The 13,545-nt window shown below is 39.6% G+C and carries 12 protein-coding genes and 1 pseudogene; 4 read left to right on the top strand and 9 right to left on the bottom strand.

The window, feature by feature from the left end; genetic code table 11:
- Positions 1-151: 151 nt before the first annotated feature.
- The 3 genes from FTV03_RS02150 to FTV03_RS02140 all read left to right on the top strand — a co-directional run bounded on the left by FTV03_RS02150 (position 152) and on the right by FTV03_RS02140 (position 3,123).
- The gene (locus FTV03_RS02150) at positions 152-373 is read left to right on the top strand and encodes a hypothetical protein (protein ID WP_078191424.1); all 222 of its coding nucleotides are present in this window, start codon (positions 152-154) and stop codon (positions 371-373) included.
- Positions 374-716: 343 nt separating this feature from the next.
- Positions 717-2,321, top strand: a complete 1,605-nt coding sequence (locus FTV03_RS02145; protein ID WP_180039729.1) for a bifunctional 3-(3-hydroxy-phenyl)propionate/3-hydroxycinnamic acid hydroxylase — start codon at positions 717-719, stop codon at positions 2,319-2,321.
- Positions 2,322-2,442: 121 nt separating this feature from the next.
- Positions 2,443-3,123: a hypothetical protein gene (locus FTV03_RS02140; RefSeq protein ID WP_180039728.1), complete on the top strand. Its 681-nt coding sequence runs from the start codon at positions 2,443-2,445 to the stop codon at positions 3,121-3,123.
- A 176-nt stretch (positions 3,124-3,299) separates the two neighbouring features.
- Here FTV03_RS02140 and FTV03_RS02135 read toward each other — a convergent pair whose 3' ends face one another.
- Positions 3,300-3,908, bottom strand: coding sequence for a glutathione S-transferase family protein (locus FTV03_RS02135; protein ID WP_180039731.1), 609 nt, complete (start codon positions 3,906-3,908; stop codon positions 3,300-3,302).
- Positions 3,909-4,123: 215 nt separating this feature from the next.
- Here FTV03_RS02135 and FTV03_RS02130 point away from each other — a divergent pair, with 215 nt between their 5' ends.
- Positions 4,124-5,032, top strand: a complete 909-nt coding sequence (locus FTV03_RS02130; RefSeq protein WP_180039726.1) for a DUF4349 domain-containing protein — start codon at positions 4,124-4,126, stop codon at positions 5,030-5,032.
- A 120-nt stretch (positions 5,033-5,152) separates the two neighbouring features.
- On the opposite strand, the gene FTV03_RS02125 is transcribed toward FTV03_RS02130, so the two are convergent.
- The 8 genes and pseudogenes from FTV03_RS02125 to gltS form a co-directional block, all read right to left on the bottom strand.
- On the bottom strand, positions 5,153-6,046 hold the full coding sequence (locus tag FTV03_RS02125) for a LysR substrate-binding domain-containing protein (RefSeq protein ID WP_078191428.1): 894 nt from the start codon (positions 6,044-6,046) through the stop codon (positions 5,153-5,155).
- Positions 6,046-7,251 carry an MFS transporter gene (locus FTV03_RS02120; protein WP_180039724.1) on the bottom strand — a complete coding sequence of 402 codons (1,206 nt, stop codon included), beginning with the start codon at positions 7,249-7,251 and terminating at the stop codon, positions 6,046-6,048. Before FTV03_RS02120 ends, FTV03_RS02125 begins: the two co-directional genes overlap by 1 nt.
- Positions 7,248-7,844: a TetR/AcrR family transcriptional regulator gene (locus tag FTV03_RS02115; RefSeq protein WP_180039723.1), complete on the bottom strand. Its 597-nt coding sequence runs from the start codon at positions 7,842-7,844 to the stop codon at positions 7,248-7,250. Before FTV03_RS02115 ends, FTV03_RS02120 begins: the two co-directional genes overlap by 4 nt.
- 197 nt (positions 7,845-8,041) lie before the next feature.
- Positions 8,042-8,563, bottom strand: a complete 522-nt coding sequence (locus tag FTV03_RS02110; RefSeq protein ID WP_078191431.1) for an acyl-CoA thioesterase — start codon at positions 8,561-8,563, stop codon at positions 8,042-8,044.
- 281 nt (positions 8,564-8,844) lie between these two features.
- Positions 8,845-9,021, bottom strand: a complete 177-nt coding sequence (locus tag FTV03_RS02105) for a hypothetical protein (protein WP_171262670.1) — start codon at positions 9,019-9,021, stop codon at positions 8,845-8,847.
- A 387-nt stretch (positions 9,022-9,408) separates the two neighbouring features.
- Positions 9,409-10,401 (bottom strand): patatin-like phospholipase family protein, encoded by a 993-nt coding sequence (locus FTV03_RS02100; protein ID WP_180039721.1) that lies wholly within the window; start codon positions 10,399-10,401, stop codon positions 9,409-9,411.
- A 242-nt stretch (positions 10,402-10,643) separates the two neighbouring features.
- Complete coding sequence (locus FTV03_RS02095; RefSeq protein WP_180039719.1) at positions 10,644-12,119, bottom strand: sodium:alanine symporter family protein; 1,476 nt, start codon at positions 12,117-12,119, stop codon at positions 10,644-10,646.
- Between the two features lie 61 nt (positions 12,120-12,180).
- A pseudogene (gltS, locus tag FTV03_RS02090) lies at positions 12,181-13,422 on the bottom strand (sodium/glutamate symporter).
- Positions 13,423-13,545: the final 123 nt, after the last annotated feature.

Here is a 13,545-nt window from a genome sequence, read left to right as displayed (position 1 = left end):
TGTTCAAATGGCTATTCTACGTTTGATTGGTTTTGGAAAAAAAGAAGAATTTAAGAAAGTGCTAGCAATTTTAAGAAAGAAAAAGCCTGATAGGACAAGGATCCTATGAAATTTGTCGTGTACAGAGCTAAAATATATAAGGATGCTCAAAATGAAATTAACTCAAATTTTACTTGCTTCTACTCTAGCTGCTGCAGCTGCAACAAGTTTTGCTGCGAGCAAAGATAAACAAGAAGCGCCTGAACAAGAAAAAGTAGTGGTTAGCACTCAAGAACAGCCAGCGACTGAAACAACTGCTGCTGAAGGTACTGCTGCTCAACCTGCTTCAGAAGCAAATGCTGAAGGTTCTGCACCAGCTCAACCTGCTCAGTAATAGACGGATAGCGTACTCCACACGCTAAATTCATTTAGTCTGCTGCTCAACATTTATCCCTCACTAATAAAATGTTGTGCTAAATGAATTAAAGTCGCCGGATCATTGAAAAATGGTTCGGCTTTTTTATGCTCAAAGCCACTGATTGATAGATTTTAATGATCGATAAATCATTCAAAATGATTGATGATTTTCATATAAATAAATATATATCATCCACTTAAAATAAAACCCTGCAAAAAACACGACAATTCGATTCATCGTTTCGACTTATGCCTAGCTTGTTGAAAGTCTCTGTTTAGAACTTAATAGTGGCATATGTGAAGTGATTGGATGTTTACGCATGAGCAATAAAGCAAATTACACAACGGAAGTTGCCATTCTGGGCGCAGGTCCTGTCGGCTTAACCATTGCAAACTACTTAAGTAAGCAAGGCGTCAATGTCACTGTGATTGAACAACTGGACAGCCTGATTGACTACCCACGTGCGATTGGTATTGATGATGAATCATTACGTACCATCCAATCATTAGGTTTAGTGGATCAAGTATTACCACATACAACACCGAACCACGCGATGCGTTTCTTAACCCCTAAAGGTCGTTGTTTCGCTGACATTCAACCGCTCACTCGTGAATTTGGTTTCTCACGTCGTAATGCCTTTATTCAACCGCAAGTCGATAATGTACTGCTACAAGGTTTAAAACAGTACGAAACCACAAATGTTTTATTCTCTCGTCAATTGTCTGATTTTAGCCAAGATGCCAATGGTGTAACGCTAAATATTCAAAATAAAGACGGTGAAGCTGAAAAAATTCAAGCGCAGTATTTGATTGCTTGTGATGGTGGTAACTCAGTGGTACGTCGTACCCTCAACATCGGCTTCGATGGTAAAACTGCACCGAACCAATGGATCGTGATCGACATCAATAACGACCCACTTGCAACGCCACACATTTACCTATGCTGTGACCCTGTGCGTCCTTATGTATCTGCTGCGCTTCCACACGGTATTCGTCGTTTCGAATTTATGGTGATGCCTGGTGAAACTCAAGATGAATTAAGCAAACCTGAAAACATTGCCAAATTATTGTCGAAAGTGCTTCCAACGACCGACGGTATTGAAGTGATTCGTCAGCGCGTTTATACCCACAATGCCCGTATTGCAGATAAATTCCGTGTAGACCGTATTTTACTTGCAGGTGATGCTGCGCACATCATGCCAGTATGGCAAGGTCAAGGGTATAACAGTGGTATGCGTGATGCGTTCAACCTTGCGTGGAAAGTTGCAATGGTTGTACAAGGCAAAGCTGGCCCTGCGCTTTTAGATACATACCAAGTTGAACGTAAAGATCATGCAAAAGCGATGATTGATCTTTCTGTAATGGCGGGTCATGTCCTTGCTCCACCGAAAAAATGGCAAGGTTTCATCCGTGATGGTATTGCCTATGCACTCAATTACATCAAACCGATCAAGCAATATCTATTGGAAATGCGCTTCAAGCCAATGCCGAAGTACAACGACGGTGCATTGATCAATAACGGTGTTAAAGACTCACCTGTAGGTAAAATGTTCATTCAGCCACATGTGCAACTTGAATCTGGTGAGAAAGTCCTACTCGATGAAGTCATCGGTAACGACTTTGCAATCATTGCTTGGGGCGTCGATCCGAAATGGGGTCTGTCAGATGCGACCATGAAAAAATGGCAAAAATTGGGCGTTAAATTTATCCAAGTATTGCCTGCTGTTCAGCTCAGCAATGAAAATCGCACCAAGTACGACAATGTGATTACGATTGGTGATATTGGTACCGATATTCGTGGTTGGTTTGGTAAAACCACTGAATCTGTTACGATTCTTCGCCCAGACCGTTTTGTTGCAGCGATTGCAATTCCACAAACTTTAGACAGCGTGAGCCAACAATTGTTTGCAAAATTGCATGCTTAATAATCTAAATAGATCTGCAAGAATTAAAAATCACCATGCATAAAGCATGGTGATTTTTTCTATAATCACTATAAACATCGCATGCTATAATCGTTCAATACATAATTATAAGCTTCGCAAAATGCAAAAAAGATTTCAGAAATTATTCATTTATAGTTTGTTAGGTTTTATTTTTATCTGTTCACTCATTTTCGTAGAGATACATCATTTTCATGCCAATAGTTGGTTAGCTATTTTCGTTTTTTGCCTCTGTTTTCTTATTTCTTTGAATTGCTATTTATTACGCTTAGAAAAAGATGTGAACAAAAACGAAGAATCTAATTTTTTGTCCTTCCATTTATACATTTCATTTTTTTATGCAGTCATTGCCAGCTTTTTTCTCACCACAGTGATTCTTGCTTTATTTGCATTACAAACTCAATATTTTGGTCAAGATAAAAATATCATTCTAAAAGGCCAAGTCTATTCACCCACATTTACACTAGAAAAGAAGCCCTGCCGAGCTCGCCTTAAATTTCCCGAAAGTGGTTGGTCTACCTTCGCGTATCTCTGTCTAGATACCAAGAAACATAAATTTTCTGGTTATTACAAACTCCATTTGAAAACCAGTTTCGCAGGGGCTGCGATTCAGGATTATGATTGGATTGATGATCAATTAACATATCAGCAGCATCGTGCATTAGATATGGATCCTCAACAAAAAAGGCTACTCGAAATATATGCCAAACTTGAAAGAGATTTAGGCCCACCTCTATCTGATGATGAAGCCCATGATTTTTTAAATAGAACCAACAACGATTGAGTCTATTTAATTTAGCGCAATATATGCCATACATTATTTATGGCAATAATTAAAATCGCTTTATCATCTTAGTGATTGATATTTAAAACTCTTTCTTTTTAGTTCTCAAAGAAAGAGTTATATGAATAGACATATAGCAATACCAAGTTCAGCCAACAATCAAATAAGCATCCAAGTTAAACCGACTGAAACCAATGCACATCTTTTACCGATTCACGTTGCTGAATCTGCTGAATAAAAGGTTTAAATTCCTCTAAATATGGCAATATTTTGAATGAAATGGCATACACCATCCAATAAGCCAAATATAAATCTGCTGCGCTAATTTTATCCCCCAACAGATATGGCTGGGCCTGCGCAAGCCCTGTTTTAATAAAATCTAAAAGTATTTTTTCATTACCAAAACTCAAACTGCCACGTTTCTCATCCATTAACTCAGTGCTAATGCCAACATTTTTCATATCCATATATTCAGTCAGCGGACCATGACAGAAAAACATCCATTTCAAATATTCACCCCGTTTGGGATCATCTAAGGCGGGTGCCAAACCTTTGTCACTGAATTTATCGGCTAAATAACTAAAGATGGCTGCAGTTTCACTGATCACGGCAGTACCATCGACCAAGCAGGGAACTTTGCCCATGGGATTAATCTTGAGATATGCCGCTTGGTGCATCTCTTCATATGGCACTTCAATAATCTCAACTTCTGACTCGATGTCTAATTCTTTCAATAAAGGCAGAATAGTATTACTGCGTGAGCGTGGATTGCTGTAGAGTTTCATTGCTGGGTTCATTGTAGATATCCTTATTTTCATCCTTGTTGTTCTGTCTATTACTATACGCGGCTTTATGTAGAATTATGTTGCGTTCATCCGTACTTTAAACACTTTCCGATACAATACGCCCGACTAATAATTACGCTAAATTTGAATTTATATTTAAAGCAAAAAGTATTTACTCCGACTTTCTGATAATCAAACAATTGAGCTCTACATCGATGAAAAATAAATATTTAATTGCCATGTTTACGGTGATTTTAATTTCAGGCTGTTCCAAGAAAACCGAAAAAATGGCAACTGAAGCCAGCGCAGATGCACAACCTGCTCAAGTCAGTACACAGCAAGATCAAGCAGCGGAAAGCACTTCCAATGAGCCGTCTACCACGCCTGCAACAACACAAAAACCTGAAACTATTTTAAATGAGCAGGTCAACCCAGCCGAAGCCTCTCGTAAAATGGTTCGAGAAGCCAATGTCAGTTTTGAGTCGAAAGATGTGGTTAAAACGGCCTTAGAAATTGAAAAACTCACGCTAAGTTTAGGTGGCTTTATTGAACAGAAAAATATCGACTTTGTGGTGCAAGAGAGTCAATCCTACCCGATTGCTGACGGCAAAATTAAAATCTTTGAAAAAATAAATCCGCAAGCGGAAATGATCATTCGTGTGCCAAGTGAAAAAGCTGCACATTTCGTCAATCAACTGTTACCACTAATGCATTTTTTGAACCGTCAGCAATATTCGGCAAAACGCTATGAGCTAAAACTACTCGAAGAAAAAATGTCGCAAACACAGGTCGTGCCCGACCATGTTTCTGCAGCGCAAGTCAATGAAATCTCACGCCTGACCCGCTTAGAAGTTCAAGATCGTGTCCGCTATAGCACGATTGTGATTAGCTTTACTCAACCTGCCACTGTCCGTGAACATATCGATATTAACCTTGATGCTGTTGCGCAGTTAAATGGCGATAGTTTCTGGCAAAGAGCATGGTACGGTATACAAAAAGGGTGGCAATTTGTGTTGAGCCTGTTGGTTGTTCTCATTACGATTTGGCCACTCTATCTGATTATACTCATCGGTTTGATTGCCTACCGCGTGATGAAACCCTATTTACAAAAATGGTTTAAATAAATCAGAGTGACAAAGGCTATGTATCATTGAGTCTTTGATTAAAAATACGATAAATAAAAAAATCCCGAAGCGCTTAATTCAGGATTTTTTTATTTAAATCTTAGGGCAATATTTAAAGGCTTAGAAAAAGCCCATATAGAACTGCTCTTTTAAGACTTTTAAAATCAATTCGATTGCATCATTTTTACGATCTTTTCGATAGCTCGCATACAAACCAATGGTCGGCAAAGGTTCAACCGTACTTTTAACCAATATTTTATCACCGAGCAATGGAATCACATAAGACGGTACTAAACTCCAACCGACACCCATACCGACCAAATTGACATTTAACAAAATATTGGTCGAATGCTGCACCAAGTTCACATTCAGTTTATTTTGCTTAAAGAAATCTTGAATAATTCGGTATAGCTCAGGTGATGAATGTTCATCACTAATAATAAAATCCTGATTATTCATGTTTTTAATGCTGATATGCCGCTGTTCTGCTACAGGCGAATTTTTCGGTACAATCAACGCCAAAGGCTCAGTAAAAATCTGAACAGATTCTATATCAGGGCTTTCTTCGACATAACGGGTAAAGGCAATATCAATCTCTCCTTTACGTACTGCACTGATCTGATCGACATCCATTAAACTATGAAAATGAATTTTCAACTCAGGAAACTGAGCACGGATATTTGGCATGATATAAGGAAAGACCTTCATTTCAGCCACAGGAACAAAGCCGATATTCAGTTGTTCTTTACTGAGCTGCGCAATTTGACGCGCATCTATCATGGCTTTTTCAGCATGCTCTAAACTCAAACGCGCTTCTTTTAAAAAGGCCTGACCTTCTGCAGTCAGCTCAACTTTTCGGTTGGTTCGCATCAATAATTGCACCCCAACTTCCTGTTCTAAGTCTTTAATTTGCTGACTTAAAGAAGGTTGCACTGTACACATCCGCTGCGCAGCCTTAGTAAAATTTAGCTCTTCGGCAACCGCAACAAAATATCGTAGATGTCGTAATTCCATTATTCAGCTCCTAAAGCACTGCGTTTAAATTGGTTTGCCACGAATAGACGATACATCCACAAAGTGAACAGCACCATCACTGCACAAAATAAATAGGTTGCCTGAAATCCAAAGTATGCAATCAGCACACCCATAATGACCGAACCGACAGCAAGGCCAATATCAAACAAGGCAAAAAAGGTGGATATTGCATGTCCCATTCGGGCTTTTTCTACCGTTTGAATCGCGACCGTTTGCAGGCATGGGAAAACTGAACCGTAGCCGATGCCCATAAAAACGGCCGATATCCAAAGCACCCATTGATTCGTGAGAAAACTCACAATCACCAAACCAATGGCAAAGCAAATAAAGGATGGATAGATGACTGCACTCGGGCCTTTGCGATCATAAACTTTGCCAACCCAAGGACGGACGAGCAACATCGACACAGCAAAGACAATAAAAAAGATACTGGTATAAGCGAGTAAATGCTTCAACTCTGCATAAGCGGTGATAAAACTCATCACACTCGAATATGCAAATGCGGTCAGCAATGCCACAAAACTGATGGCAAGTACCCGTGTTTCTATCACATCACGCCATTGGATGGCTGCGGATTGGCTCGCTTGATCACTTGATTTATGCTGTACGTGTTCTTGTATTTGAACCAACCACGTAAAAATATAGCCCACTGCAACCAATAAGGCTAATACTGCAAATAAGGTACTAAAACTGCTGAATTGAATCATACTCAGCGCTAAAAATGGCCCGATCACCACGCCTAAGTTGGTCGACATGACAAAGTAGCCCATGCCTTCGCCCTTTCGATGATCTGGGATGTAATCATTTACGATGGGAACATTGACCGTGGTTAATATACTGAACCAAAAACCATGTAAAAAACGAATGACCAACAACGACCACATGCTGTCAATCCACAAATAACTCAGCGCAAAAACGACAAAGATAAAGCCTGAAATACGTACAGAATTGGCTTTACCAAAACGCTCAATGATCATGCCGGAAAAGGGACGAATCGCAATGGATGACACCAAAAACAGCGTTAAAGCCATACCCGCTTGCTGAATCGAACCACCCAATTCTTTCATAATATAAATGGGCAATATGGTCAGCAGCGCAAAGTAATAGCTAAATAAAAACAAGTTATTACACAGACAAAAAACGAAAGACTTGTTCCATAGCGATGCCTGATGTTGAGTAGTCATGAGATCATTGTCTCGCTGCTACGCGTGGCTTGGGACTGCGTAAAAATCGGGTTTAGCGCCAACTGCACCAGTCGCTTGATATAGTCTTCATCTGGCTGGGTATTAAAGAAAATAATCTGATAATGAATCGGGCCGTACAACATGTCCAACATGAGTTCGAAAGGATAATCCGCGCGAATTTCGCCTCGTTGAATGGCCAATTGGATCAGCTCACGTGTTGCTTCTCGTCGAGGTAACAAATACTGTTTAAAAAACTCACCCGCTGCTTCACGATGCTCCGCCAATACAACCAGCAATGCTCGACCCACGTACTGATTTAAAGCCCGTGATAGTTTGAGCAATTGTTGATTTAGATTGAACTCTAAACTTTGTGATAAATCGAGTTCAAACACCGACGCGGTGTGCGCTTTAAAAGCATCGAAAACCAGATCGGACTTATGCTTCCACCAACGGTAAATCGTCGATTTTCCCACGCCTGCACGAGCCGCAATATCTTCAATGGTCATGCTTCGATAATCACTTTCCGCTAAAGCATCTGTGACTGCCTGTAAGATACATTGCTTACGCCGAGAAGTTTTTTCAGTTTCACTCATAATTTAAAAAACGAAACGCTACGTATCGTTTTATATTAAACAGTATTGGACTGAATGACTATCATTAACTGAGCTGTGAAGAATAAACTTTAGTCGCACACTCGGAATTCAAATCCCAACTGCACTCTCCAGACGAATTTCAGAATAAAAAAAAGATCGCCAAAGCGATCTTTTCAAATATTCAGCCACCAAAGCGATTAGCTTTGTGTCGACTTTTTATAAATACTGCAAGAAGGATGATGATTTTCCTGTAAACGTGCCACTTTACGATGTTCCGCAGCTTCGAAACGACAACGTTTCCAGTCATTATCTAGATTCAATGCCGGAATTTGTTTTGGTTTACCTTGATCATCAACAGCAACCATTGTGAAATAGCAACTATTGGTATGACGCACTGTACGTTTTTGAATATTCTGCGCTTCAACACGAATACCAATTTCCATAGAAGTACGACCTACATGGTTCACACTTGCAAGGAAAGTCACTAACTCACCCACGTGAATTGGTTCTTTAAAATTCACTTTATCGACTGATAGTGTCACCACGTAGCTACCAGAATAGCGACTTGCACAAGCATACGCGACTTGGTCTAACAATTTTAGAATCGTTCCACCATGCACATTACCCGAAAAATTCGCCATGTCAGGAGTCATTAAAACTGACATCGATAATTCTGACTGGTCGTCTAGTGCATTCGCAATTTGATCTAATGGGGACATCTTGTTTCTCTAGACTCGTGATATAACAATGATTAATGTGATTATTATATAGATTTTAATCAAAATTAAATGTTCAAATCGGCAAAAAAACCATCATTATTATTTATAGTGATCATACCATCATTCAGTAAAATATATATCGATAACGATATACACCCGATAAACAAGTATTTATCGCGCTATCTATCAATTTTTTAATCCAAGCTATGCTGTGTTTTATATTTAAAACATATTCATTAAAACGCGTTGCTCCATCGATTCAACATAGCACGGCATTAAACTTAATCTTCTAAGACTTTTAACATCTCGAAAGATACGTTGTCATAGCTGGTTTTTTGTCCACCATCATTGGTACTTTCTAGCGTGTAAGAATTATCTACATGCACATGAGTGACAATAAACACGCTCTCTTCCATCATCGCAAGCTTTACTTTTTGTCCTACATCAAGCGTTTTCATCTACAGCCACCTTTAAAATATTTATTGGTTTTAAGTATTAATAACCTGATGATATTCTAAACACTTCAACAGTATTGGTAAACGTAAGCACATGAATAAAAACGCTAATATAGGTATATACTCTTAAAATCTACGTAAAACCAATTAATATGATTTTCTTAATTAATTTCAAATAATTAACTGTATATTTTCTTATTATTACGATTTTTATATTTGGCAAATCTTTTGATTAAGACCTAAAACCAATCAACATCCAATATATTAATGATTACTGGATACTATTGAGCATGGGAAAAGCTGAGAACAAAAATTAAAATGCTTTGCTGAAATAAAAAATGCACCCTATTACGTGAACAGGATGCGTTTAAATTTGCGAATCGTACCAGCCTAATCTTTGGCTGCTAAATAAGGAATATGATGTCCCTTGCTGTATTGATGTTCAGCATAAACCCGAGAAATCTCTCCAAGTTTTTCCATGGTTGCCTCTTCACCTGCAAGCATCGTCGCTTCACGCCCTTTCACATCAAATATATGTGCTTTTTCACGTAAATCAGGTTGAATCACAATGTCTGCTCGCTTGAGTTCTTCTTGAGCTAAACGATTTTGCATAATATTGATATTTTGGTTAAACAAGCCCCAAACATTAGACGTTTCGGTATGAATAGGTCGTGCCAAAATATCTACTGCAATAATAATATCTGCCCCTAAATCGCGTGCAACATCCACAGGAACAGGGCTGACCAATCCGCCATCAACATATTCTGTGTCTTCAATAATCGTGGGAATGAACATACTTGGAATCGACACCGAAGCACGAACAGCCTGCCCCGTATTGCCATAGTTGAACACGACTTTTTTGCCATTCTTTAACTCGGTTGCCACCACATACATTGGGGTTTTTAGCAACTCTAAAGGCACGTCATCAACTTGCTCATTGATATAATCTTCAACTTTTTTACCGTCAAAAAAGCCTTTTTTGTCCAAGCGTATTTCTCGAACATCATTGGCTTTCATATTTAAGGCGATATCTCTTAACTCATTGGCACTTTTACCTGATGCATAGATTGAACCCACAATGCTACCCGCACTGGTTCCAACAATGAAATCTGGGTGTATTCCCTGCTGTTCAAGTATCTGAATGGCGCCAATGTGTGCATAACCACGTGCCCCACCACTCCCTAAAACCAAAGCAACAATCGGACGCTTTTCCTGCTTTTTCACTTTTTTAAAGTCAATGCGGTTATTCGCCACCTGTGCAGGTGCTGCTGTATAAGTCCGAATTTGTGCGGTTGTTTCAGCGCTGACCGTTTTTGAGCCCACACTTTGACAACCTACAAGGCTGATTGCGAATGCAGTCATCAAAACAGTTATGCTTTTCATTGAGAGATATTCCAAATGCAACTCGAGATTTGAAGAGAAAAAGTAGTCTAATCAGTCCGCATTCACGTCACTGTTATTATTCGTTAATGCCTATGACCGATGCACATTATATTGACATACAACCTAGAAAGTCATTGGCTGTCAAAATTTCAATGTCTAGCAGAATTTCCACATCAGGATTTTAGACTTTATCTAGCAAAAAAAGCCCCGATAACGGAGCTTTTTTTAGTTAATTTTTGACTTTACCAAATATCGGAATTAACGCGATCCTTATACTTTGGATGTTCATCCATTTTAAACACTGGCTCTTTTACACCACGTTTTAACTGTGAGGTGTAGTCTTTCATCAACATCAATAAGAATGGAGTCAGCAATAAAATCGCAAAAAGGTTAATACTCGCCATCACGCCCATGAAGAGATCCGCTAAGTTCCAAATCAGAGGCACACTCATGATTGAACCAAAGTACACCATCATCAGGACGAATACACGGAATACAAACATGACCTTAGGATTGTTATTGATAAACTGCACATTACCTTCAGCATAAGCATAGTTACCGATTACTGAAGAATAAGCGAATAAGAACAAGATAATAGCAAGGAAGTCATCTCCCCATGCGCCAATCTGGCTTTCAAGCGCCATTTGCGTCAAAGCAACGCCTTCAAAGCCTGCATTTTCATACAAGCCAGATGCCAAAATAATGATCGCCGTACAGGTACACACGACAAATGTATCGACAAAGACACCGAGCATCTGAACTAGGCCTTGATTGACAGGGTGTTTAACATCTGATGCTGCCGCAGCATTGGGTGCAGAGCCCATACCCGCTTCATTCGAGAATAAACCACGTTTAATCCCCTGCATCATTGCCATAGAAACCATGGCACCGAAAAAACCACCTGCCGCAGCATCAAATTCAAAGGCTTTACTGAAAATTAACTGGAAAATATCTAGGAGCATCGCAAAGTTAGCAAATGCAACATAGAAAGCAACTGCGAGATAAAGCAACGCCATAAAGGGTACAAATCTTTCTGCAACTTTGGCGATTCGTTTAATCCCGCCAAAAATAATCAGCGCAGTAATGAACACCAAGAACAAGCCCACCCAAGAGATTTCGAAACCGAAACCACCTAAGTCTAAAATGATATTGGCTTTATCCCAGCCCCACGCATGTGAGGTCGCACCTGTAATCGCATTGGCTTGCACCGCATTAAAGACAAAACCGTAAGTTGAAATCAGCGCGATGGCAAAAACCACACCCAACCACTTTTGCTTCAAGCCTTGCGTGATGTAGTACGCTGGACCACCACGAAATTGCTGATTTTGCGTATCACGCACTTTAAAAAGCTGTGCAAGTGAAGATTCCACAAATGCTGAACTCATCCCTAAAAATGCGGTAAACCACATCCAGAACACCGCACCAGGCCCACCAATCGCAATCGCAATTGCAACACCTGCAACGTTACCTACACCGACACGACTGGCTAACCCTGTCACAAAGGCTTGGAATGGTGTAATCCCATGTTCATCATCGCCTTCTTTACGGCTAGATTTCATCACTTTAATACTATGAAAAAATAGACGAATCTGGACTGCGCCAGTGATTAAAGTATAGAAAATACCAACAGCCACTAAGAATACGACTAAGAAATCCCAAAGCGGATCATTAAAAACTTTGACCCAGCCCATGAGAGTTGCATTTAATTGTTCATCCATAATCAATACCTAAAATGCGAATACAAAAAAACAAAGGCTCTAATTTAGAGCCTTTGTAGAATTAAGCGAAAAATTTGAGAATTAACTGAATAACCGTCGCATTAATTAAGTCAACAAAGAATGCACCACATAGCGGTACAATTAAGAATGCCTTATGTGAAGGGCCATACATATTTGTAATCGCTTGCATATTTGCCACAGCCGTCGGCGTTGCACCCATACCAAAACCACAGTGACCTGCTGATAAAACAGCAGCATCATAGTTTTTACCCATGACACGGAAAGTCACAAAAGCAGCATACAAAGCCATCGTCAGCATTTGTGCACCCAAAATGACTACAAGTGGGCCAGCGAGATCGGATAATTGCCATAACTTTAATGACAACAATGCCATCGCCAAATACAAAGATAGAGATGCATTACCAAATACATCGATAGCGCGGTCGAAAATTTGTACACGGAAAATACCTTCCAGTACATTTCGTAAAATTACGCCGCCAGCCAGTGCCCAAACAAATGTCGGTAATTCAAATACAGTACCTTTACTAAAATCGGTCATGAAGTCCGCAAATGCTAAACACCCTGCAAATAAACCTAATGTGGTAATTGCATTATCGGCTGTAATAAGGCGAACTCGATGCGGATATTCAAACGGTACATATTCTGTTGAATTAATATCTGCTAGAGGAGTGTTATCACTTTTTTCAATTTGTTAATGAGTACGAGGCGTTGCAAGTTGATAGCGGTTAATTAATAGCTTAGCCAGTGGACCACCGATAATACCGCCAATAATCAAACCAAATGTCGCACTTGCCATACCTAAGGCTAATGCACCTTGAATGCCATGTTGAACTTCTAAAATTTCACCCCATGCGCCTGCAGTACCATGACCACCGGTAAGGGTAATAGAACCTGCAATCAAACCAATAAGAGGGTCAATACCTAGCACCGTCGCAAGACTGATACCTACGAGGTTCTGCACCATGATGAATGAAGCGACAGCGACGATAAAGATGACCAAGCCGATTCCACCCTCTTTTAATTTGGCAAAGTTTGCACTCAAACCAATAGAAGCGAAGAAAATCAGCATGAAACTTGTTTGTAATTCACTACTTGTGGTAATGCTATAACCCCAAAGACTATGCACCACCAAAGAAATAATCGCGGCAACTAAACCACCGGCAACAGGCTCTGGAATGTTATATCGGCCTAAAAAGCCAATACGATTAACTAGAAACCGTCCCAACAAAAGCACAATTACCGCTGCGATTAAGGTATAAAACGCGTTAAAACTAAATTCCATATAATTTGTCCAAAATTATTTGAATATTTTTAAAGCTCTTCTATCAGCATTAGCTGCCTTTATGGTCTGAAATACAACTACATTTTGTAATTTCAAATCAATAATGCAATTAAACGACTCAAG

Source organism: Acinetobacter sp. YH12218 (assembly GCF_013417925.1).
GTDB classification, from domain to species: Bacteria; Pseudomonadota; Gammaproteobacteria; order Pseudomonadales; family Moraxellaceae; genus Acinetobacter; species Acinetobacter amyesii.
This window is presented reverse-complemented; position numbering and strand designations above follow the sequence as displayed.